This window comes from Burkholderia sp. AU32262 (assembly GCF_020419985.1).
In the GTDB taxonomy this organism is placed as follows: Bacteria; Pseudomonadota; Gammaproteobacteria; order Burkholderiales; family Burkholderiaceae; genus Burkholderia; species Burkholderia semiarida.
Genome location: NZ_JAIZRS010000001.1, coordinates 139,985 through 162,655, shown reverse-complemented (window position 1 = coordinate 162,655; position 22,671 = coordinate 139,985). Strand labels below are relative to the sequence as shown.

19 protein-coding genes are annotated in these 22,671 nt (G+C 67.3%); 12 read left to right on the top strand and 7 right to left on the bottom strand.

Annotated elements, in window-relative coordinates; genetic code table 11:
- Positions 1–57 precede the first annotated feature (57 nt).
- Both LGN10_RS00665 and LGN10_RS00660 read left to right on the top strand, forming a co-directional pair.
- Entirely contained in the window at positions 58–921 is an 864-nt protein-coding gene (locus LGN10_RS00665; RefSeq protein ID WP_059642386.1) for a glycine betaine ABC transporter substrate-binding protein, read from the top strand.
- Positions 922–1,147: 226 nt separating this feature from the next.
- Entirely contained in the window at positions 1,148–2,803 is a 1,656-nt protein-coding gene (locus LGN10_RS00660) for an APC family permease (RefSeq protein WP_226221196.1), read from the top strand.
- A gap of 136 nt (positions 2,804–2,939) precedes the next feature.
- On the opposite strand, the gene LGN10_RS00655 is transcribed toward LGN10_RS00660, so the two are convergent.
- Positions 2,940–4,013 carry a LacI family DNA-binding transcriptional regulator gene (locus tag LGN10_RS00655; protein ID WP_226221194.1) on the bottom strand — a complete coding sequence of 358 codons (1,074 nt, stop codon included), beginning with the start codon at positions 4,011–4,013 and terminating at the stop codon, positions 2,940–2,942.
- 212 nt (positions 4,014–4,225) lie between these two features.
- Between LGN10_RS00655 and LGN10_RS00650 the strand changes: the two genes are divergently transcribed.
- The 6 genes from LGN10_RS00650 to LGN10_RS00625 all read left to right on the top strand — a co-directional run bounded on the left by LGN10_RS00650 (position 4,226) and on the right by LGN10_RS00625 (position 9,963).
- A complete protein-coding gene (locus LGN10_RS00650) occupies positions 4,226–5,218 on the top strand; it encodes a substrate-binding domain-containing protein (protein ID WP_059584368.1) in 993 nt (330 codons plus the stop codon).
- Between the two features lie 85 nt (positions 5,219–5,303).
- Complete coding sequence (locus LGN10_RS00645; RefSeq protein WP_226221189.1) at positions 5,304–6,863, top strand: sugar ABC transporter ATP-binding protein; 1,560 nt, start codon at positions 5,304–5,306, stop codon at positions 6,861–6,863.
- Positions 6,856–7,863, top strand: a complete 1,008-nt coding sequence (locus tag LGN10_RS00640) for an ABC transporter permease (RefSeq protein ID WP_226221188.1) — start codon at positions 6,856–6,858, stop codon at positions 7,861–7,863. Before LGN10_RS00645 ends, LGN10_RS00640 begins: the two co-directional genes overlap by 8 nt.
- 2 nt (positions 7,864–7,865) lie before the next feature.
- Entirely contained in the window at positions 7,866–8,924 is a 1,059-nt protein-coding gene (locus LGN10_RS00635; protein WP_226221187.1) for an ABC transporter permease, read from the top strand.
- Positions 8,921–9,814 carry a sugar phosphate isomerase/epimerase family protein gene (locus LGN10_RS00630; protein ID WP_226221186.1) on the top strand — a complete coding sequence of 298 codons (894 nt, stop codon included), beginning with the start codon at positions 8,921–8,923 and terminating at the stop codon, positions 9,812–9,814. Before LGN10_RS00635 ends, LGN10_RS00630 begins: the two co-directional genes overlap by 4 nt.
- A complete protein-coding gene (locus LGN10_RS00625; RefSeq protein ID WP_180278258.1) occupies positions 9,811–9,963 on the top strand; it encodes a hypothetical protein in 153 nt (50 codons plus the stop codon). Before LGN10_RS00630 ends, LGN10_RS00625 begins: the two co-directional genes overlap by 4 nt.
- 22 nt (positions 9,964–9,985) lie before the next feature.
- Here LGN10_RS00625 and purU read toward each other — a convergent pair whose 3' ends face one another.
- A complete protein-coding gene (gene purU / locus LGN10_RS00620; protein ID WP_059584373.1) occupies positions 9,986–10,870 on the bottom strand; it encodes a formyltetrahydrofolate deformylase in 885 nt (294 codons plus the stop codon).
- A gap of 180 nt (positions 10,871–11,050) precedes the next feature.
- The gene (locus tag LGN10_RS00615) at positions 11,051–11,956 is read right to left on the bottom strand and encodes a choline sulfate utilization transcriptional regulator (protein WP_059643217.1); all 906 of its coding nucleotides are present in this window, start codon (positions 11,954–11,956) and stop codon (positions 11,051–11,053) included.
- A gap of 239 nt (positions 11,957–12,195) precedes the next feature.
- Between LGN10_RS00615 and betC the strand changes: the two genes are divergently transcribed.
- The 4 genes from betC (at position 12,196) to LGN10_RS00595 (ending at position 17,644) form a co-directional block, all read left to right on the top strand.
- Positions 12,196–13,731: a choline-sulfatase gene (gene betC / locus LGN10_RS00610; RefSeq protein WP_226221184.1), complete on the top strand. Its 1,536-nt coding sequence runs from the start codon at positions 12,196–12,198 to the stop codon at positions 13,729–13,731.
- Positions 13,732–13,776: 45 nt separating this feature from the next.
- Entirely contained in the window at positions 13,777–14,745 is a 969-nt protein-coding gene (gene choX, locus LGN10_RS00605) for a choline ABC transporter substrate-binding protein (RefSeq protein ID WP_226221182.1), read from the top strand.
- A gap of 260 nt (positions 14,746–15,005) precedes the next feature.
- Positions 15,006–16,145 carry a porin gene (locus LGN10_RS00600; RefSeq protein ID WP_226221171.1) on the top strand — a complete coding sequence of 380 codons (1,140 nt, stop codon included), beginning with the start codon at positions 15,006–15,008 and terminating at the stop codon, positions 16,143–16,145.
- Between the two features lie 23 nt (positions 16,146–16,168).
- Positions 16,169–17,644, top strand: a complete 1,476-nt coding sequence (locus LGN10_RS00595; RefSeq protein WP_410369285.1) for an MFS transporter — start codon at positions 16,169–16,171, stop codon at positions 17,642–17,644.
- Positions 17,645–17,663: 19 nt separating this feature from the next.
- On the opposite strand, the gene LGN10_RS00590 is transcribed toward LGN10_RS00595, so the two are convergent.
- The 4 genes from LGN10_RS00590 to LGN10_RS00575 form a co-directional block, all read right to left on the bottom strand.
- The gene (locus LGN10_RS00590) at positions 17,664–18,026 is read right to left on the bottom strand and encodes a YbjQ family protein (RefSeq protein WP_059584382.1); all 363 of its coding nucleotides are present in this window, start codon (positions 18,024–18,026) and stop codon (positions 17,664–17,666) included.
- A 132-nt stretch (positions 18,027–18,158) separates the two neighbouring features.
- Complete coding sequence (locus LGN10_RS00585) at positions 18,159–19,412, bottom strand: M20/M25/M40 family metallo-hydrolase (RefSeq protein ID WP_226221169.1); 1,254 nt, start codon at positions 19,410–19,412, stop codon at positions 18,159–18,161.
- A gap of 79 nt (positions 19,413–19,491) precedes the next feature.
- Complete coding sequence (locus tag LGN10_RS00580; RefSeq protein ID WP_226221167.1) at positions 19,492–21,204, bottom strand: M36 family metallopeptidase; 1,713 nt, start codon at positions 21,202–21,204, stop codon at positions 19,492–19,494.
- 480 nt (positions 21,205–21,684) lie between these two features.
- Positions 21,685–22,629 (bottom strand): GlxA family transcriptional regulator, encoded by a 945-nt coding sequence (locus LGN10_RS00575; protein ID WP_059584387.1) that lies wholly within the window; start codon positions 22,627–22,629, stop codon positions 21,685–21,687.
- Positions 22,630–22,671 lie beyond the last annotated feature (42 nt).

Below are 22,671 nucleotides of genomic sequence, written 5' to 3'. Positions count from 1 at the left end.
GTGGTTGAAGAACCTAGAGAGACAACGCGCACGGTGCGCAGACCAAGGAGATCGACCATGAAATTGTTCGGAAAACTGTTTTGGGCCGGCGCGCTGTCGGCGATGGCGGCACTGAGCGCATCGGCGCTCGCCGATACGAAGCCGACGCTGAAAATCGGTTACGTCGAAGGCTGGGACGACAGCGTCGCGACGTCGAACGTCGCCGCGCGCGTGATCGAGAAGAAGCTCGGCTACGAGGTGAAGCTCGTGCCGGTCGCCGCCGGGATCATGTGGCAGGGCGTCGCGCGCGGCGATCTCGATGCGACGTTGTCCGCATGGCTGCCCGTCACGCACGGCTCCTACTGGAGCGAATACAAGAGCAAGGTCGTCGACCTCGGCGCGAACTTTCCCGACGCGAAGATCGGCCTGATCGTCCCCGATTACGTGAAGGCGAAGAGCATCGACGATCTGAACGCCGAGAAGAGCAGCTTCGGCGGCCGCATCGTCGGCATCGATGCCGGTGCGGGCGTGATGCGCAAGACCGACGAAGCGATCAAGAACTACGGGCTGAGCTACACGCTGATGCCGAGCTCGGGCAGCGCGATGACGGCCGAGTTGTCGCGCTCGGTCGGCGCGAACAAGCCGGTGATCGTGACCGGCTGGGCGCCGCACTGGATGTTCGCGAAGTGGAAGCTGCGCTTCCTCGAGGATCCGAAGAAGGTGTTCGGCGGCGCCGAGCACGTCGACAGCGTCGTGAATCCGGGCCTCGAAACCAAGGCGAAGCCGGTCGTCGCGTTCCTGAAGAAATTCCAGTGGAAGCCGGGTGAAATCGACAGCGTGATGCTGGCGATCCAGAACGGCTCGAAGCCCGAAGCGGCCGCGGATGCGTGGATCGCGGCGCATGCCGACCGCGTGAATGCGTGGACGGAAGGCGCGCAGTAAGTCTCCCGACATACGTCGTACGAATCATCATAACAACACGCCGGGAATGGCATGCAGGAATCCGAAACAATGAGGATGAAATGCAGCCATATCCCGGAATTCTTTTTCGGATTCTGCAAAAAAGCGCGTAAGTTGTTACACTAGCGCCCTTGTGCGGAGTCATCCCGCTTTGTATCGGAGCAGCGTAAACGTTGAAGCGCTTACGCTGATCGAGAGGAGGAATTGGATGAGTCAAGCAGGACTGCGTGCTAATCGCACCAGTGATGTCGAGGCAACCATCTCACATGATTCGACGGGCCACACGCTGCATCGTGGCCTGACCTGGAAAGACGCTTTTTGGGTAACGAGCGGCGTGCCGGCAGGCGTGCTGTTCACGATCGGCGGCGTATGCGCGACGATCGGCCAGCCCGCGTGGGCGATCTGGATCGCCGCGATCACGATGGGGCTGGTTCAAAGCGCGACTTATGCGGAAATATCCGGGCTATTTCCGCATAAATCGGGCGGCGCGTCGGTGTATGGCGCGATCGGCTGGGTCCGTTACAGCAAGCTGATTGCCCCGGTGTCCGTGTGGTGCAACTGGCTCGCGTGGTCGCCGATGCTCGCGCTCGGCTGCGGCCTCGCGGCAAGCTATGCGCTCACGAGTCTCTTTCCCGCCAATGCGGCGGTGCTGCACTGGCAGCTCAAGGTTGCGGATCTCGGATTCATCAAGCCCGGTCTGTCTTTGCGGATCAACGCGACGTTCATCATCGCGACGATTCTGCTTCTCATCACGTTCAAGCTTCAGCACAGCGGTGCGTCGAAGGCCGCGCGTACGCAGCGCATTCTCGGCATCGCGTCGCTCACGCCGCTCTTGATCGTCGGCATCGTGCCGTTCGTCACCGGCGACGTGCCGATGTCGAACCTACTCCCGCTGCTGCCGCTCGGTCACGACGCGCAGGGCAACCTCACGGCCGCGACCTTCGGCGCGTGGAACGGGCAGGGCGTGACGATGGCGCTCGGCGCGATGTTCATGGCCGGCTGGGCGTCGTACGGTTTCGAGACGGCCGTCTGCTACACGCGTGAATTCCGCGATCCGCGGCGCGATACCGCGAAGGCGATCTTCTGGTCGGGCGCGCTGTGTCTCGTCGTGATGACGCTCGTTCCGATGGCGTTCCAGGGCGCGCTCGGCACGCAGGCGATGCTCGATCCGGCGATCGGCGACGGCACCGGCGTCGCAGCCGCGATGGCGAAGATCGTCGGCGGTGGCGCGTGGGTCGCGAATGCGGTCGTCGTGATGCTGATGCTGTCGATCCTGCTGATCGTGATGACGTCGATGATGGGCTCGTCGCGCACGCTGTACCAGGCATCGGTCGACGGCTGGCTGCCGAAGTACCTGTCGCACGTGAACGAGCACGGCTCGCCCACGCGCGCGATGTGGACCGACCTCGGCTTCAACCTCGTGTTGCTGATGATGTCGGACTACATGACGGTGCTGTCGATTTCGAACGTCTGCTACATGCTGTTCGTATTCCTGAATCTTCAGTCGGGCTGGATCCACCGGATGGATCGCGGCAACTGGGATCGGCCGTTCCGCTGCCCGACGTGGCTGCTCGTCGCGGGCTCGATCTGCGGCTATGCGAACCTCGTCTATGTTGGCGCGGGCGCGAACCTGCAGGGCGAGGGCACGTTGCGTAACGGGCTGATCGCGATGCTGCTGATCGTGCCGGTGTTCCTGTATCGCCACTACTGGCAGGATCGCGGCCGATTCCCGGCGCAGATGCAGCGCGACATGGAGCTCGAAGTGCCGAAGCGCGCGCCGTGGCTGAGCCTGATGCCGTATGCGGCGCTGATCGGCGCGGCGCTCACGATCTGGTTGTCGTACTACTTTGCTTGGGTGAAGTGAGCGCCTGAGACTCGCTCGCCCGGAGCGCACGCACACGGTTTCGGCGCGGCGTCGCGATGTCGCGCGACCTGAATGAAGAACGCCCGGCTGGCCGCAAGGCCGGTCGGGCGTTTTTTTTCATGCCGCGTGCGCGTGGTCAGCCGGCCGGCTCTTCGTCGCTCGCGCGCATGTCGTCGTCGAGCGTGCGCATGAAACGCGTCGGCACCATCACGACCGGATGTGGCGCGCTGCTCTCGGCGTCATTGGTATCGAGCAGTGCGAATGCTTCGGCAATCAGCCGCTGCACGTCCTGCCGCAGCATCGTGACGTCGAACGGCAGGCGCGCGGCGAACGGATCCCAGTCGAAGCAGCCGACGACCGTGCGCTGCCAGATATCCCACGGCAACTCCGACGCGAAACGGACGAGCCCTTCGAACGACGTGATCGAGTTCGTCAGCATGCCGGCAGGCAGCCGGCCGAGCGTCTCGTAGCGTCGCGCGAGCGCCTCGCGCGCGGCGGCGGGCGCGTAGCCGCAACGCTCGATCGCGTCGTGCGGCGGCGGCGGCAGGCCGCGCGCGGCGAACGCGTCGTGAAAGCCCGCGATGCGCATCTCCGTCGCGTATTCGCCGGCGATGCCGCCGAGCAGCATCAGTTCGTTTGCCGAATTGCCGCGCGCGATCATCTTGTCGATCAGCACGTCGGTCAGCGCCCGCGCGCCCGCGCGGTTGTCCGACACGACCGACGGCGCGCCTTCTCCCGGCAGGTCGACGTTGATCGACGGTATGCCGGCCGCGTCGCACAGCGCGTTGAGCGGAGCCGGATTGCGTACGCCAGCGATGAACAGCAACTCGACGCGCTGCGCGAGCAGCGTCTGTGTAACGTTCAGTTCGACGTCCCGGTCGCGCTGCGTGCCGACGACGATCGGGCACAGGCCGCGCCGGCGCGCCTCGTCCTCGAAGGTTTCCGCGAGCCCCGCGAAGAATCGGTTGCGGTAGTGCGGGATGACCATACCCGCCAGCCCCGAACGCGACAGGCGCAGGCCGCGCGCGCTCAGGTTGACGTTGTAGCCGAGCGTCTTGGCGCTGTCGAGAACGCGGGCGGCCGTCTCCTCGCTGATCCGGTAGCGCGCCCAGTTACCGTTCAGCACCATGCTGACCGTGGACGTGGATGCGCCGGTCGCCTTCGCGATGTCGTAGATCGTGGACTTGCGTCCGGTAGTCGTGCGGGCCATCTGCGTCGTTGCTCCCCTCGAGTGCGTTCTGGTCCTGATGATGCCGACGGTATGCGTTTCGGGACGCGATTCCCTATCAGGGTTTTCCCATGCTTCCCGTCGGAGCTAAATGGATTCAGCATACATGAAACAGTTTGCTGAATGGATTTAGCAACTGACCGCCATGTCGCGGCTCGAGAGCCCGGCGACGGTCGCCTTCGGATGGAGGAGACATGTCTGTGAACTTCTTGCGCACGGTATGCGCGGGCGTGGCTGCGTTCGCGCTCGCAACCGGTATCGCGTCGGCGTCGCCCGACAAGCCGGTGATCGGCGTCGTCGTGAAGATCGGCGGCATTCCATGGTTCAACGCGATGGATGCGGGCATCCGGAAGCGCGCCGAGCAACTCGGCGTGAAGGCGTTCATGGTCGGGCCGACCAGCGCGGATCCGGCGCTGCAGGTGCGCGCGATCGAGGACCTGATCGCGCAGAAGGTCGACGTGATCGGCGTGGTGCCGAACGATGCCGAGGTGCTCGATCCGGTGCTGCAACGCGCGCGGGCCGCTGGCATCAAGGTCATCACGCACGAATCGCCGAAGCAAAAGAATACGGACTGGAATTTCGAGCTGGCGTCCGCGAAGGGGTTCGGCGAAGCATATGCGAAGAATCTCGCCGCCGCGGTAGGCGGCAAGGGCGAATACGCGGTGTTCGTCGGCTCGTTGACGGTACCGCTGCACAACGCATGGGCCGATGCCGCGATCGCTTACCTGAAGGCCAACTATCCGGGCATGAAGCTCGTGGGCGACCGCTACGGCGTGGCCGAGGATGTGGACGCTTCGCGCAAGACCGCGCTCGACCTGATGCGCGCGCATCCGGACCTGAAGGCGATCCTCGCGTTCGGCAGTCAGGGGCCGATCGGTGCCGCGCGCGCGGTTGCCGAGCGGCAGGCGAAGGGCAAGGTGATCGTGCTCGGGCCGTTTTCCCCGGGGCAAGGCAGGCGCCTCGTGCACGACGGCGTGCTGAGCGGCGGCTACATGTGGAATCCGGCGCAGGCCGGCGAGGTGTTCGTCACGCTCGGCACGATGCTCGCGAAGGGGCAGCCGGTCAAGGACGGCACGACGATTCCGGGGCTCGGCGTCGTGCATCCGGACGGCCACAACCTGATCGTGAACCAGCTCGTCGAGCTGAACGCGAAGACCGTCGACGATCTCGCGAAGCAGGGGCTGTGAGCGACGCACCCCGGCGCGACGCGTCATGTGACGCGGTCGTTCCACTCGCCCGTTGTTCGATTGCAGGCCGTAACGGAGCATAGCGATGATGTCTGCCCATTCCCGCGAAGCCGCGGCGTCCGGCCGGTCGGTCAGGCCATCGGCCGCGTGCGCGGCCGGCGCGCCGCTGCTCGAGCTCGACAACGTGTCGAAGACGTTCGGCGGCGCGCAGGCGCTGCAGCAGGTGCGTTTCGACGTGATGCCGGGCGAAGTGCTGTGCCTGGCCGGCGAGAACGGCTGTGGCAAGAGCACGCTGATCAAGATCGTGAGTGGTGTCCATCGTCCGGAACCCGGCGCGGTGATCCGCTTCGACGGCAAACCGGCAGTCGATCTCGATCCCATGCGGGCGCGCGCGCTCGGCATCCAGGTGATCTGGCAGGACCTCGCGCTGTTTCCCGAGATGACGGTCGCCGAGAACATCGCGTTCGAGCAGAACCTCGGCGCGCGTCCGCGGCTGGTTCACTACGGGCGGATGAAGACGGCCGCGCGGCAGATTCTCGCGCGGCTCGGCGTCGAGCTCAATCTCGACAGGCCGGTGCGCACGCTCACGATCGCGCAGCGGCAGGTCGTCGCGATCGCACGCGCGCTCGTGGCGCAGGCGCGCCTCGTGTTCATGGACGAACCTACCGCGTCGCTCAGTCACGCCGAGACGCAGGCGCTGCTTGCGATCGTGCGCCGCCTGTCGGCCGACGGCATCGCGGTGGTGTTCGTCAGTCATCGGCTCGCGGAAGTGCTCGACGTCTGCGCGCGCGTGACGGTGATACGCGACGGTCGTCATGTCGGCACGTTTCCGACGGCCGGGATGACGCAGACGCGGCTCACCGAACTGATGACGGGACGCACCTTCGACTACGCGGTGCGCACGACCGACCTGTCGACCGCACCGGCCATGCTGCGTGTCGACGGACTGTCGCGGCGCGGCGAATACGATGCGGTGTCGTTCGAGGTGAGGCGCGGCGAAATCCTCGGCCTGACGGGGCGGCTCGGCGCCGGGCGCACCGAGTTGGCGCTGTCGCTGTTCGGAATGACGCGACCGGATGCCGGCACGATCACGCTCGACGGTCGGCCGCTGTCGCTGCGCTCCAACCGCGACGCGATTCGCGCCGGCATCGCCTATGTGTCGGAGGACCGCCTGCAACTGGGGCTGGTGCAGCCGCAATCGATCGGCGACAACACCGCGATCGCGGTACTCGACAGCTTGCTTGGTGCGGCGGGTCTGATTTCGCCGCGGCGGCGCGACGCGCTGATTCGCGACTGGGTCGCGCGGCTCGCGGTGAAGATCGGCGGTCCCGACGACGCGGTATCGACGCTGTCGGGCGGCAACCAGCAGCGCATCGTGCTCGCGAAATGGCTCGCGACGAAGCCGAAGCTGCTGATCCTCGATTCGCCGACGGTCGGCGTCGACGTCGGCGCGCGCGCCGGCATCTTCGCGATCGTTCGCCGGCTCGCGTCGGAAGGGATGGCGATCGTGCTGATTTCCGACGAGATTCCCGAGGTCTACTTCAACGCGGACCGTATCCTGCACATGCGCGACGGCCGGATCGTCGCCGAATACGTGCCGGGCCGCGAGCCGATCGACCACATCGAGCGAGACGTTCATGCGTAACCTGCAACCCTTCGGCATCGGCGCGAGCGAAGCGTGGCTGCTCGCCGTGATCGTCGCGATGGCGGTCGGCCTCGGCTTCGCGACGCCGACCTTCCTGACGCTGTCCAACCTGTTCGACCTGCTCAACCAGAGCGCGGTCAACATCATCTTTGCGGTCGGGCTGCTGATCGTGCTGATCGCGGGCGGCATCGACATCTCGTTCGCGGTCGGCGCGTCGGTGGTGCAATACCTCGCCGCGCTGTCGCTCATGCGGCTCGGCGGCGGCAACTGGGCGCTCGGCTTCGCGTTCGCTGCCGGCTTCGGCATCCTGCTCGGCGCGGTGAATGCGACGATCATTTACCGGTTCCGCGTCGTGTCGATCGTCGCGACGATCGCGACCTTCAATATCTTCTTCGGCGGGCTGATGTTCGTGACGGGCGGCGTGTCGATCTACGACCTGCCGGACTGGTGGATGAATCGCATCGCGATCGTGCAGGTCGAAACGACGGGAGGCGTCGCGTCGCTCGGGCTGCCGGTCGCGGTGATGGCCATCGCCGTCGTCGCGACGTGGTTCCTGTTGCGCCGCACGACGCTCGGTCGTCAGCTCTATGCAACGGGCGACAACCCGGAAGCCGCACGGCGCGTCGGCATCGATGTCGCGACGATGCATTACGTCGCATACGGCTGGCTCGGGATGATGGCGGGCATCGCCGGGCTGATGCAGGCGCACTACGTGCAGGAGGTCGTGCCGAATGCGCTGTACGGCCGCGAACTGGACGTGCTCGCGGCCGTCGTGCTGGGCGGCGCGCGGCTCGGCGGCGGGCGTGGCTCCGTGCTCGGCGCAATCCTCGGCATCCTGCTCGTATCGATTACCGCGAACGGGCTCAACCTGCTCGGCGTGTCGCCGTATGCGTTCAAGATGATCGTCGGCGCCGTCATCCTGATTGCGATCACCGTGTCGAGCGACGGCGTCGCCCGGCTGGCCGGCTCGCGCTTCCTGTCGCCGCGTGCGAGGGCATGATCATGAAACATGGGCAATCCCGGCGCCTGGCAGTGCTGTCCGTGCCGGCCGACGTGGCCGGCCTGCTCGGCTTCCTTGCCTGCGTCGTCGTGGCGATGAGCCTGGCATCGGATCGCTTCCTCACGGACGGAACCTTCGTGTCGATCGCGTTCCAGCTTCCCGAGCTCGGGCTGTTCACGCTCGCGATGCTGATGCCGCTGGTGTCCGGCGGCTTCAATCTCGCCGTTACGTTCACCGCGAACATCGCGGGGCTCGCGATGGCGTGGGTGATCCAGTCGCACGGCGGCCCGGAGGCCGGCATCGCAGCGGTCGCGCTCGGCATCGCGGCGGCGCTCGCGACGGGCGCCGCGGCTGGCTGGCTGATCGGCGCGGTGATCGCCTGGACGGGCGCGAGCCCGATCCTCGTGTCGCTGTCGGCGATGATCTTCCTGCGCGGCCTTGGCGAATTCCTGACGCGCGGCGGCGACATTTCCGGGTTCCCGCCGGTCGTGCGTGCGATGGGCAACGGGCTGTGGCTCGGCGTGCCGGTGCCGCTGTGGATCTTCGCGGGCTGCGCGCTGCTGTGGCACGTCGTGATGACGTATTCGCGGCTCGGCTTCGTCACGCGGATGATCGGCTCGAACGCGGAGGCGACGCGCTACTCGGGCATCTCGACCACGCGCGCGATCACGCGCATCTACATGCTGTCGGGGCTGATGTGCGGCGTGGCCGGCGTCGTGATGCTGTCGCGCTTCAACTCGGTGCGTGTCGGCCACGGCGAGGCGTTCCTGTTGATCTCGGTGCTTGCCTGCTTTCTCGGGCGTGTCGATCCGTTCGGCGGCTTCGGTCGCGTCGCGCCGGTCGTGATCGCGCTCGTGATCCTGCAGGTGATCGCATCGGGCCTCAACCTGCTCGGTGCGAGCCAGCATCTCGCGACCGCGCTGTGGGGCGCGTTCCTGCTCGCAGTGATGCTGGTGCGCTGGGCATGGGCCCGGCATGCGTCGCGGCCGCGCAGGCCCCGTTCAAGTGCGGCGCCTGCGCTCGGCGCCCTCGAACCCCCTCAACGGAAGGAGACGAAATGAACAAGCTTGGCGTACATGCGCTGGTGTGGGAAGCCGGCTGGAGCCGCGACGCGTGCGTGCGCGCGATCGCCAACACGGCCGAGACGGGCTTCGATTTCATTGAGGTGCCCGCGCTCGATCCCGATTCGATCGATGCCGAATTCACGCGGCGCGAACTCGAACGATCCGGCCTCGGCATCACGTTCTCGCTCGGGCTAGACGCGGAATCCGACATTTCGAGCGGCGACGTGCAGAAGGCCGCGCGCGGCAAGCAAAAACTCGAGGCCGCGCTGCGTGTCGCGCGCGATTGTGGCGCGACGCACGTATGCGGGATCCTGTATTCGGCGTTCCAGAAGAATGTCACGCCGACGACGGCTGCCGGCGTCGCGATGTCCGCGGACATCCTCGCGCAGGTGGCCGACATGGCCGCGCAAAGCGGCATCACGCTCGGGCTCGAGGTCGTCAATCGCTACGAGTCGAACGTGCTCAACACCGCGTCGCAGGGTGTCGAGCTGTGCCGACGCATCGCGCGGTCGAACGTGAAGGTGCATCTCGACACGTATCACATGCATATCGAGGAGTCGGACGTGACGTCGGCGATCCGCGATACGGGCGAGCATCTCGGCTACGTGCATGTCGGCGATTCGCATCGCGGGTATCTCGGATCGGGCAACGTCGATTTCACCGCGGTGTTCCGCGCGCTGGTGTTCAGCGGCTACACGGGGCCGATCACGTTCGAGAGTTTTTCGTCGCGCGTCGTCGGCCAGCCGCTCGAAGGCATCCTCGCGATCTGGCGCAACCTGTGGGAAGACAGCCACGATCTCGCCGCGCACGCGCTGGCCTTCACGCGCGTGCAGCTCAAGTCCGCGCGCGAGGCACTGAAGCAGGCCGAGCGGAGCCGTCTGCCATGAGCGGCGCGTCGACGGGCGCGCGACACATCGACCGCGAGGCGTTGGCCGCACGCCTGCTGCGCGCGAAGCTGGACGGCAACGATCTGATCAATGTCGACAGGGTGCTGGCGCACAGCCTTCCCGCCGATTTCCTGGCGGGCAACGCCTGATAGAGGCCGGCGCGGCGCCCGTTTACGAAAACACCACCGTCCGGTCGCCGTTCAGAAACACCCGCCGCTCGATGAACGCCTTCACCGCGCGCGCGAGCGTCAGCGATTCGACATCGCGCCCCACCGCAAGCAGTTGCTCCGGCCGCAGCGCATGATCGACACGCTCGACGACCTGCTCGATGATCGGGCCTTCGTCGAGATCGTCGGTCACGAAGTGCGCGGTCGCGCCGATCAGCTTCACGCCGCGCGCATGCGCCTGATGATACGGCTTCGCGCCCTTGAAGCCGGGCAGGAACGAATGATGGATGTTGATCGCGCGGTTCGCGAGTTTCGCGCTCGTCTCCTGCGACAGCACCTGCATGTAGCGCGCGAGGATCACGAGCTCGGCGCCGCTCGATTCGAAGAAGTCGAGCCATTGCGCTTCCTGCTGCGCCTTGGTCTCCGCCGTGATCGGGAAGTGCCGGAACGGCAACCCATGCTGCGCGGCGAGCGGCTCGAAGTCGGGGTGGTTCGACACGATGCCGACGATATCCATCTTCAGCTCGCCCATGCGCCAGCGGAACAGCAGATCCGCGAGGCAGTGCTCGAGCTTCGACACCATGATCAGCACCTTCGGCCGCGCGTTGACATCGTGGATCGCCCACTGGATGCCGCCATCGTGGCCGGCGAGTCCGGCCGCGATCGGCGCGAATTCCTGGCGCAGCGCGTCGATCTGCAACGTCTCATCCGTCGGATGAAAGACGCAGCGCACGAAGAAGCGGTTGCTGAGATCGTCGTCGAACACGTTCAGCGCATCGACATAGCAGCGATGGCGATCGAGAAAGCCGACGACGGCGGCGACCTGACCGGCCGCGCTCGGGCACGACAGTGTCAGGACGAATTGATCGGGGCGGTGCTCGGCGGTCATGAGACTCCTCGGATGGCAGGGGGCGTACGGCCGCGCGGCGGCGCACGACAGCGCCGCGCCGCGTGGGTAGCGGGAGGCTCAAGTAAATCAGGACGATTTCGCGGCGGATAGAACCAACGCGCCGTGTGGCTGGTATCGGTGCGCCAGCGGGCGGGCGAGGGCCGCAGGGTGAGGCCCGCGTCAGGCCCCCGCGCACGCGTCGAGCAGCCAGCGCCGGAACACGTGGGTCGCGTCCGGCTCCGGCCGCTGCGGCGGCCGCACCAGGAAGTAGCCGCGCGACGTGACGACGGGCGCATCGACGAGCTTCACGAGCTGGCCGCTCGCGACGAGTTCGTCGACGAGCGGCGACCAGCCGAGCGCGACGCCTTCGCCGAGCAGCGCCGCGTGGATCACGAGCGCATAGCTGTTGAAGGTCACGCCGCGCGCGGCGGCCGGCGGTTCGAGCCCGTGCGCGTCGAACCAGCCCGCCCACGACAGCCAGCGCTCGGGGCGCGTCGGCTGCACGTGCAGCAGCGGCAGCGCGAGCAGGTGGTCGGCCCGCGCGACGCCCCGGTGCGCGTCGCGAAACGCCGGCGAGCACACGGGCGTGACGGATTCCGGAAACAGCCGCGCGGCCGTGCACGACGGCCAGTGGCCGTCGCCGAACAGGATCGCGATGTCGCCGTGGTCGCGTTGCGCGTCGTAATCCTGTGACGTGACGACGCGCACGTCGACGTCCGGCATCACGCGCTTGAGCCCGGCCAGGCGCGGCATCAGCCAGTAGGTCGCGAAACCGAAGTCGGTGACGATCGTGAGCGCGCCGTGCTCGCGGCGCGCACGCAGCGTCGCGGTCGCGCCGCGCAGCGTGTCGAGGCTCAGCCGCACGGCTTCGTACAGGCACTCGCCGTCGGCCGTCAGCGTGACGCCACGCGGGCTGCGTTCGAACAGCGGCACGCCGAGTTCGGCTTCGAGCTGGAACACCTGCTGGCTCACGGCCGGCTGCGTCGAGCCGAGCTCGCGCGCGGCGGCCGTGAAGCTCGCGAGCCGGGCGGCCGATTCGAACGCGCGCAGCGCCTGCATCGACGGTAACGGTTCGGGTTTCGACATAAGTCCCTCTAATGGCCCCATAAGGGCCGGACGCCTACCCGCACGAATTCGGGCGGGCGATAGTGCAGCGGACGGTACGGCACATGCGCTTCACGCGCCGGCGGCAACGGATTCCGCGATTCTAGCCAGCGCGGCCCCGGCGCGCGGCAGTTTCCGCGGGCCGCCTCCGTCATGCCGGACGTCTCGCTGCCCGAGCGGCGAGCCGTTCCATTCGAACACCGCTTTTCCCACGATCGCCGATGACGAACCCGACACCCAACATCTTGATCCTGATGGCCGACCAGCTCACGCCGTTCGCGCTGCCCGCGTACGGCAACCGCGTCGCCCGCACGCCGACGCTCGACCGGCTTGCGGCCGAAGGCGTGGTGTTCGACGCCGCGTACTGCGCGAGCCCGCTGTGCGCGCCGTCGCGCTTCTCGCTGCTGACCGGCAAGCTGCCGTCGGGCATCGGCGCCTACGATAACGCCGCCGAATTGCCCGCGCAAACGCTGACGTTCGCGCACTACCTGCGCGCGGGCGGCTACCGGACGATGCTGTCCGGCAAGATGCACTTCTGCGGGCCCGACCAGTTGCACGGCTTCGAGGAGCGCCTCACGACCGACATCTATCCTGCCGATTTCGGCTGGGTGCCCGACTGGGACAGCCCGACCGAGCGGCCGAGCTGGTATCACAACATGAGCTCGGTGCTCGACGCCGGCCCGTGCGTGCGCACGAACCAGCTCGACTTCGACGACGAAGTGACGTTCGCCGCGAAGCAGAAGCTGTACGACGTCGCGCGCGAGCGTGCGGCCGGACACGATGCGCGGCCGTTCTGCATGGTCGTGTCGCTGACCCATCCGCACGACCCGTATGCGATCACGCGCGAATACTGGGATCGTTACGACGATGACGAGATCGACATGCCGGCCGTGCGGCTCGATGCGGCCGAAAGCGATCCGCATTCGCAGCGGCTGCGCTTCGTCTGCGAGAACGACCGCACGCCGCCGACGGACGCGCAGATCCGCGCCGCACGCCGCGCGTATTACGGCGCGACGTCCTATGTCGACACGCAGTTCGGCAGCGTGCTGGCCGCGCTCGAGCAATGCGGGTTCGCCGACGACACGATCGTGATCGTCACGTCCGACCACGGCGACATGCTGGGCGAGCGCGGGCTCTGGTACAAGATGACGTTCTTCGAGGGCGGCTGCCGCGTGCCGCTGATCGTGCATGCGCCGGGCCGCTTCGGCGCCGCGCGCGTGCGCGGGCCCGTGTCGCACGTCGATTTGCTGCCGACGCTCGTCGACCTGGCCGGCGCGGCGCCCGCCGGCGGCTGGCCGGACCCGGTCGACGGCGCGAGCCTCGTGCCGCACCTGCACGGCACGCCCGCGCACGACGTCGCGCTCGGCGAATACCTCGCGGAAGGGGCGCTCGCGCCGATCGTGATGATCCGCCGCGGCGACTGGAAATACGTGCATTGCCCGGCCGATCCCGACCAGCTCTACAACCTGTCGGACGACCCGCGCGAGCTCACGAATCTGGCCGGTCGGCCGGAAGCCGCCGACGTGCTCGCCGTGTTCCGTGCGGAGGCCGGGCAGCGCTGGAACCTGCCCGAGCTGGACCGGCAGGTGCGCGCGAGCCAGCGGCGCCGGCGCTTCCATTACGCGGCGACGACGCAGGGCCGCATCCACGCGTGGGACTGGCAGCCGTTTACCGACGCGAGCCAGCGCTACATGCGCAATCACATCGAACTCGACACGCTCGAGGCGATGGCGCGTTTTCCGCGCGTCGGGCGCTGAACGTCCGGCAGTGCGAACATTGACGAACGACGGAGGAAGCGGACGATGAAACGGCAATGCGATGCAGCAATTCGAAGGATCGGCGCGGCGCTCGCCACCGCCGCGTGCGTGGCGGCGACGCAGCCTGCGACTGCCGCCGATCCGGGCACGTGCGGCGACGTGAAGATGGCGGCGCCCGGCTGGACCGACATCGATGCGACGAACGCGATGGCGGGCGTCGTGCTGAAGGCGCTCGGCTACCGGCAGGCGGTGGCGAACCTGTCGGTGCCGATTACGTACCAGGGTTTGAAGAAAGGCCAGGTCGACGTGTTCCTCGGCAACTGGATGCCCGCGCAGGCGCCGCTCGTGAAGCCGTTCGTCGACGAGAAATCGATCGACGTGCTGCATGCGAACCTGAGCGGCGCGAAGTTCACGCTCGCGGTGCCCGACTATGTGGCCGCCGCCGGCGTGCATACGTTCGCCGATCTCGCGCGCTACGCGGACCGCTTCGACGGCAAGATCTACGGGATCGAGCCCGGTGCGCCCGCGAACCAGAACATCAAGCGGATGCTGTCGGACCACGCGCTCGGGTCCGCGAACTGGTCGCTCGTCGAATCGAGCGAAACGGGCATGCTCACGCAGGTCGAGCGCGCGGTGCGCGACAAGCGCTGGATCGTGTTTCTCGCGTGGGAGCCGCATCTGATGAACACGAAGTTTCATCTGACGTATCTGTCGGGCGGCGACGCGTATTTCGGCCCGAACTACGGCGGTGCGACGGTCAACACGGTCGCGCGTGCCGGGTTCGCCGGCCAGTGCGCGAACCTCGCGCGGCTGTTCCGGCAGATGACGTTCTCCGTCGACGTCGAGAACCGGATGATCGCCGACATGCTCGACAACAAGACGCCGCCCGTGCTCGCGGCGCAGCATGCGCTGAAAGCCGAACCCGCGCTGGTCGCCGGCTGGCTCGACGGCGTGACGACCGCGGCCGGCGCGCCGGGCCTGCCGGCGGTGCGCGCGGCCCTCGACGGCCGCTGATCGCCTCCCTCCGGGCGGCCGGTTTTCGCCGTGCCGCCTGTCTACGTGTTTTCCCGACCCGTCGCATCGTGACCATTTAGTGTCGCCTTCAGACGGGTGACCCGAAATATGGGTTTGTATTTTTCGCCAATGGCTGCGTTATTGCGGAAAACGAAATACCGAAGCCAGCGGGGCGGTCTGAATTCGAATCCACCGGCGCATCGCGGCACGCGCCGGGACGAGATTCTATCCATCGAATGGTTCAGGGAGGGTGGTCGACAATGAAGCACACGAAAGTTGCCGTAGCCGCCGCGCTTGCATGCGCGGCCTGTATTCCCGCCATCGGACACGCGCAAAGCAGCGTGACGCTGTACGGGATTCTCGATGCCGGTATCACGTACGTGAACAACACGGGCGGCTCGCACGTGGTCAAGTTCGACGACGGCGTCGCGTACGGAAACCGCTTCGGCCTCAAGGGCACCGAAGACCTGGGCGGCGGCCTGAAGGCGGTGTTCGTGCTCGAGAGCGGCTTCCGTCTCGGCAACGGGCAACTCGGCTTCGGCGGCGCGGAATTCGGCCGGCAGGCGTATGTGGGCCTGCAGAACGACTGGGGCACGTTGTCGTTCGGCAACCAGCTCGACATCACGAACGAACTCGTGTCGATCTACAACATCTCGGCCTGGGGCAGCGGTTATGCGATCCACCAGGGCGACTTCGACCGCTTCAACGGCGACCGCCTGCCGAATTCGGTGAAGTTCCTGTCGAACGACATGAGCGGCTTCAAGTTCGGCGCGATGTACTCGTTCGGCAATGTCGCGGGCAACTTCCACCGCAACAGCGCATGGAGCGCGGGCGCGAGCTTCACGAAGGGCGACTTCTCGATCGGCGCCGCGTACACGCGCCTGAACAACCCGAACGGCATCTACGCGTTCGACCCGTACGCGATGATCGGCACGCACACGTTCCTCGGCCAGCAGACCGTCACCGTCGATCCGGCGACCGGCGCACGTACCGACCTGTTCGCGAACACGCCGATGGGTGTCGACAGCCAGGGCGCGTTCGGCATCGGCACGAGCTACACGATCGGCAAGCTGACGCTCGATGCCAACTACTCGTACACGACGATCAAGGGCTTCGGCCAGTCGTCGCACATGCAGGTGTACGAAGGCGGCGGCCTGTACCAGTTCACGCCGGCGCTGAGCTTCATCGCGGGCTACCAGCACACGCGCTTCGAAGGCCATCACTGGAACCAGGGCACGGCGGGCCTGCATTACCTGCTGTCGAAGCGCACGGACGTGTACATCTCCGGCGACTACCTGCGCGCGTCGCAGGGCGTCGATGCGGTGATCGGCTACAGCTTCACGCCGTCGACGACGCAGACGCAGGCCGACGTGCGGATCGGGATGCGGCATTCGTTCTGAGCGGGTAGGTGCAGTGTAGTGATGTGACGTCTTCAGCGAGGTCTCTCTTTGGCGCGAACCGTGGTTCGCGCTTTTTTTTGTGCGATGCCGCGGCTCGACGGGGCGCGTGGCCGGCGGCCGGCCGGTTTTCGGCGGTTGGCATATCATCGCGCTTTGGCCGCGCCTGCACCGTTGCCGCGCGCACGCATTCGCGTGTGTCGTCGTTTCCCGAACGGCTGCGGTGTGCACCGCCAACCGCCGAGATCCCGATGACCACCCCCGTGCCCGATTCCAGTCCTTTATCCCCGTTACCCGCCAACCTGTTCCGCCACGCACCGTTCCAGCGCTTCTGGGGCACGCGCGTGATGTCGTCGCTGGCCTTCCAGATCCTGTCGGTCGCGATCGGCTGGTACGTGTACGCGCTCACGCACAGCGCGTTCGCGCTCGGCCTCGTCGGCCTCGCGCAGTTCGTGCCGATGTTCGCGCTGACGCTCGTCGTCGGACAGGTGGCCGACCGCTACGACCGCCGGCGCATCGCGACGATCTGCCAGAGCGTCGAGGCACTGGCCGCCGGCGTGTTCCTGCTCGGCGCGCTGCAAGGGTGGCTGGCCGCGCCGGCCGTGTACGCGCTCGCGGCGGTCGTCGGCACGGCCCGCGCGTTCGAGTCGCCGTCGGTGTCGTCGCTGCTGCCGGCCGTCGTGCCGCGCACCGACCTGCCGCGCGCGACCGCGCTGTCGACGTCCGCGAACCAGGCCGCGCAGATCCTCGGGCCCGCGTGCGGCGGGTTGCTCTACGGTGTCGGCGCACCCGTCGCGTTCGGCACGAGCGTCGCGGCCTTCGCGATCGCGGCGGTGCTGAGCGGCACGATTCCGCTGCGCGGCGCGCCGCCCGCCCGCGAGCCGGTCACGCTGCGCTCGGTGTTTTCGGGCATCGCGTTCATCCGGCGCGAACCGGCGATTCTCGGCGCGCTGTCGCTCGACCTGTTCGCCGTGCTGTTCGGCGGCGCAACCGCGCTGCTGCCGATCTATGCGCGCGACATCCTGCAGGTCGGCCCGTGGGGGCTCGGCGCATTGCGCGCGGCGCCGGCGGTCGGCGCGCTCGCGGGCACGCTGTGGCTCACGCGCTTCCCGTTGAAGGGGCGGCCGGGCCGGGCGATGTTCGGCGGCGTGATCGCGTTCGGCATCGCGACGATCGTGTTCGGGCTGTCGAGGCATTTCGTGCTGTCGCTCGTCGCGCTGGCGGCACTTGGTGCATCGGATGTCGTGAGCGTCGTCGTGCGGCTGTCGCTCGTGCAACTGCGCACGCCCGACGACATGCTCGGTCGCGTGAGCGCGGTCAATTCGCTGTTCATCGGCACGTCGAACCAGCTCGGCGAATTCGAATCGGGCGTGACGGCGGCATGGTGGGGCGCGCCGGCCGCGATCGTCGTCGGCGGCGTGGCGACGATCGCCGTCGCGCTGGCGTGGATGCGGTTGTTTCCGCAGCTCACGAACATGAAGTCGCTCGAACGCGATGCGTGACGCGTGATGCGCGATCCCGTCACGCGTCCTGCGTCACGCGCACGGCCGTGCCGTAGCAGATGACTTCCGTGACGCCCGACCCGATCTCGGTCGAGTCGTAGCGCATCGCGACGATCGCATTCGCACCGAGCTTGCGCGCATCGGCGAGCATCTTGTCGAAAGCCTGTTCGCGCGCCTTCTCGCACAGCGACGTATAAAGCGTGATGTTGCCGCCGAAGATCGTCTGCAGCGACGCGCCGAACGAGCCGACGATCGAGCGCGAGCGCACGACGATACCCTGCGCGACGCCGAGCGAGCGGACGGTCGTATGGCCGGGCAAGTCGAACGCGGTCGTGACGCGATCGGGCGACAGGTCGTCGATGGAGCGGGTGGATTCGGTCATGGTGGGCGAGCGTGTAGCGAGTGGTCGAACGACGATTCTAGCCGGACGGAGCAAAGGCATGCGAACGGGCGCACCCGCGCGGGTGAACGCCCGTTTCGTTGCCGAACGCGAAAGCCGCTCGACGACGAATGCTCAGCGCTTGGCCGTCGCGCCCGCCATGCCGCCGAGATCGACCGCATAGGCCAGCGCCAGCTTGCCGAATTTCAGCGCATGGTTCGCCTGTCGATCCGAGTTTTCCAGCGTGTCGTTCACCGTGTGAATGTACGGGCTGTCGTTCTGGTCGGCCTCGAACGGGAACGATGCCGGATACCCCTGCGCGTTCCACGACGCGTGATCCGAGCACGCATAGCCGCATTGCGACGTGCCGATCGCGAGCTCGGGCAGGTAGGTCGCCGCCAGGTTCTTCACGTAGGTGTTCTGCGCCGCGTTCGTGTAGTCGGTGATCAGGTAGATATCCTTCGGATCGCCCTTGTAGTTCGTCATGTCGAGCTGCAGCACGCCGACCACGTTCGCATTCTGCGTGCGGAACTGCTTCGCGATCGCCTTCGAGCCGAGCAGGCCGGCTTCCTCGGCCGCGTACCCGACGAACTTGATCGTCCGTTTCGGCCGGTAGTTGTTCGCGAGCAGCACGCGCAGCGCCTCGGTCAGGCTGGCGATGCCCGACGCATCGTCGTCGGCGCCGGGCGAGCGCGTGTTCTCCGTCGTGCGGCCGACGGTCGAATCGAGGTGGCCGCCGAGCACGACGGTGCCCGCGGCCGGATCGCTGCCGCGGATCGTCAGGATCACGGATTTCTGCGGAAAACCGGTATGCGCGAACTGTTCGACGGTGATGTCGGCGCGCGAGCCGGCCAGCTGCTTCCACTGCAGCGCGAGCCAGTCGGACGCCGCGACGCCGTGCGACGTCGTGTAGTAGCGGTTCGTGAAGCCGGACAGCGACGTGATCGTGCCGACGATGTTGCTCGCCTGCAGTTGCTGGATCCACGCGCCGATCTGCGGCACGTTCGACACCGTGTACGCGGGGGCGGCGGCCTGTTTCGCGAGCGTCGCCGGCAACGGCTGCAGCGCCTGCCGCGCGTCGTCGAACGAATCGTGGACGACGTAGCCGGGCCCGTGGCCGCGCGTGTGGTGGACGGCGTGGGCCAGTTCGCCGAGCCGGGCATCGTCGATCTCGACGACGTGAACGGTTTCGCGGCGCGCGGCGCCGTCGGCCGCCTTGCCGGCATCGACGGTCGTGCTGTACTGCGCGGTTGCGGACGCATCGATGCGTTGAAGCTGGCGGAACGCGGTGTCGCCGAGCGTGATCCAGACGGGCGTCGCGTGCGCGACGGCGGTCAGCAGCATGCCGCCCAGCGCGGCGCTCAGGCGGGTCGGTGTCAGAGTAGGCATGTTCGATCTCGTGAGGATGGCGATGTCGATGAAGGGAGCGCGCCGCAGGTCGTGCGATGCGCTCCCGCCTGCTGCGGTATTACGACTTCTGCGGAACGGTCACGCCGTACGTGCAGCTCTTGTTGTACGCGTTGCCGATCGCGGTGAGCTGCGCGCTGCTGTAGCCGAGCGCGGATGCGGCGGTCAGCACAGCCTGCGCGGCGGCCTTCTGGTTGGTCGAGCTGTTGGTCATCGACAGCCCCTTCAGGAACGCCTTGTCCATCGCCTGCGCGCCGATCGCGTCGCGCGCGACGAGGTTGCAAGACGCCCAGTACTGGCCGGCCGTGTGGATCTCCGCGCCGCGCGCCTGCGCATAGGTGCGCCCGACGTTCCAGTTGGTCACGCGGCCGGCCCAGAACTCGTTGTGGCCGTCCCAGTTGTAGACCCAGTGATACTGCGCGTCCGACGGGCTCCACTGGTTGAAGTCGCGGCTGTACGCGGCGGCGAGATAGTCGCCGGTGCCTTCGGACAAGCCTTCCTGTTGCGACAGGCCGCCGTTGGTGACCCAGTCGTGGATGCCGTGGCCGAGCTCGTGGATCACGACGTCCGCGTCTTCCGCGTCGTCGACGCCGCCCTGCCCGAAGGTCAGCCGGCCGCTGCTCGACGAGTACGACGAGTTGTCGTCGCCCGATTCGCCGTGCGGGTCGTACTGCACGCCGCCCGTGTACTGGTACGGCAGCGCCTTGATGCCGAGCGTCTGGTTCACGTAGCGCAGGAACGTGTCGATGTGGTAGTACACGTTCACCGCCTCGAAATACAGGTTGCCGCGCGTGAATTCGAACGCGGGCGTGGACTGCGACGGGCAGGCCTTGTCGAGCGGCGCGTCGAAATCGACGCATGCCGCGTACGGGCCCGTCAGCGTGTAGCGCGTGCCCGACTGCGCGACATCCTTCAGCGTCACGCGCACGCGCGCGGCCGTGAGCTGTGTCGAATCGGCGTCGTTGCCGTCCTTGTAGCCCGTGCTGCCGTAGCTGCTCTTCGTCGGCGACAGCGGATCGGGGCGGAACACGAAGCCGGTGCCGTCGGTCGCGTAGAACGCCTTGTCCTCGGCGCGCAGCACTTCGCCGCTGCCCGCGTCGATCAACAGCTCCCAGTCGCCCTTCGGGCCGTCCTGCGGGCGGCCGCGCACCTTCCATGCCGTATGCGTGCCGGCCTTGTCGACGAACGCGACGAGCTGCGCATCCAGATGCGTGAAGCCGCTCACGCCGAGATACGCGCGGGCGCGCTCGAGCGCCTGCTGCTGGTCGACGGCCTGCGACTTGCGCGTCGTCGCGACCACGCCGTTGATCGTGTTGCTCGCGACGTACAGGATACGGCCGTCCTTCGCGACGGTGACCGCGATGTCGCTGCCGTACACGGGCAATCCGGCGGCCTGCTGCTGCAGGCGCACGACGGTGAAGTCGGCGTCGTCGCGTTCCGACGTGACGACGAGACTCGCGAGCGCGGTGGCGTCGAGCCCGAGCTGCGCCGCCTGCGACGCGATGAAGTCGCGCGCGGTGGCGGCGGGCGTCGCGGCGGCCTTCCTGGCGCGATAGGCCGGGTTGTACAGCGTGACGGCGACGCCGTCCGCGCGGAATTGCCCGGCGGCCGTATCGGCTTTCGCGGGCGGCGGCGCGACGCCGCGCGTCAGGCTTTCGCGCAGGCTCGCGGCCTGCGGATTCGACACTTTCGTATCGGCCAGGGTGCCGCCGACGATGCCGAAACCGAGCGCGAGACCCAGGGCGAGCGGCAATGCTTTGCGTGATGTCTGCATACGTGATCCTCATCTCAACGGTTGGACACGCCCGCGCGCTCGTGGCGAGCAGGCACGACACGGCCCGCGCGCCGGTTCGATGGAACCGGTGCGGCGAAGCGGTGCTGGGAGTCTCGACTGACTAAGGAAGCCTAACTGTCAGGTCGAAAATAAGCGGGCAGGCGAAGCGGAGGAGAAGCGAACGGCAGGCAGGCGCGGCGACGGCGAATCGAGCATCGTCATGTCATACCCCTCGGATCGATATCGGATATCGGTTGGCAGCCTGCACGACCCGACGCGCGTGGAGATGACGCAAGCGTGTCGTTAGGCTCCCTATCTAACTTTGTTTGGTATGTTACAGAATATTTTCAACGACATTCCAGATTATTTTCGACGACCGCTTCGGTTGGCCGTTCAATCGCCGGCATTGTTGAGCGAACGGCGGGAAACGCTGTCGGAACCCGCAATACCGCGCCGGATTGTAGTCAAAAGCCGCGACGATCAGCGCGTTGCCCGCCGGTCGCTGCGCGGGCTCATCCCGAATCGCGCGCGATAGGTGCGCGAGAAATGCGACGGCGATTCGAAGCCGCACGCGACGCAGACCGACGTGATGCTCATGTCGGTCTGTTGCAGCAGCTCGCGCGCGCGATCGAGGCGCAGGTTCAGGTAGAAGCGCGTCGGCGTGTCGTTCAGCGTCGCGCTGAACAGCCGTTCGAGCTGACGCCGCGTGATCGACACCTCCCGCGCGAGCGCGTCGGAGCCGAGCGGATTCTCCATGTGCCGCTGCATCGTGCCGATCACCTGGATCAGCTTGCGGTTGTGCACGCCGTAGCGCGCGGCGATCTCGAGCCGCTGGCTGTCCGAGCGCTGCCGGATGCGGCTGACGACGAACTGCTCGGAGATCGCCGCCGCGAGGTCGGCGCCGTGCCGGCGTCCGATCAGGTCGAGCATCATGTCGATCGATGCGGTGCCGCCCGCGCAGGTGATGCGCCGGTCGTCGATCTCGAACAGCTCCTGCGTCGCGTTCAGGCCCGGGTAGCGCTCGCGGAACGCGGCGAGCGCTTCCCAGTGCAGCGTGAGCGATTGCGACGCGTCGAACAGCCCGGCTTCCGCGAGCACGAAGCTGCCCGTATCGATGCCGCCGAGCGTGGCGCCATGCCGGTGCTGGCGGCGCAGCCAGTCGCCGAGCGTACGCGTGTAGCAGACGAGCGGATCGAAGCCGGCGACGACGAACACCGTATCGACCTGCGGGACGTCCGCGCACGCGGCTTCCGCGGCGACCGGAATGCCGTTGCTCGCGGCGACGGGCGCGCCGTCCGCGCTGATCACGTGCCAGCGATAGAGCTCGGTGCGAAAGCGGTTCGCGACGCGCAGCGGCTCGACCGCGGACATGAAGCCGAGCGCGGAGAAGCCGGGCAGCAGCAGGAAGTGGAAGTCCTCGGGCATCGGAGCGTGGGTGGTGGACGTCGCGCACCGCGCGACGCGGCG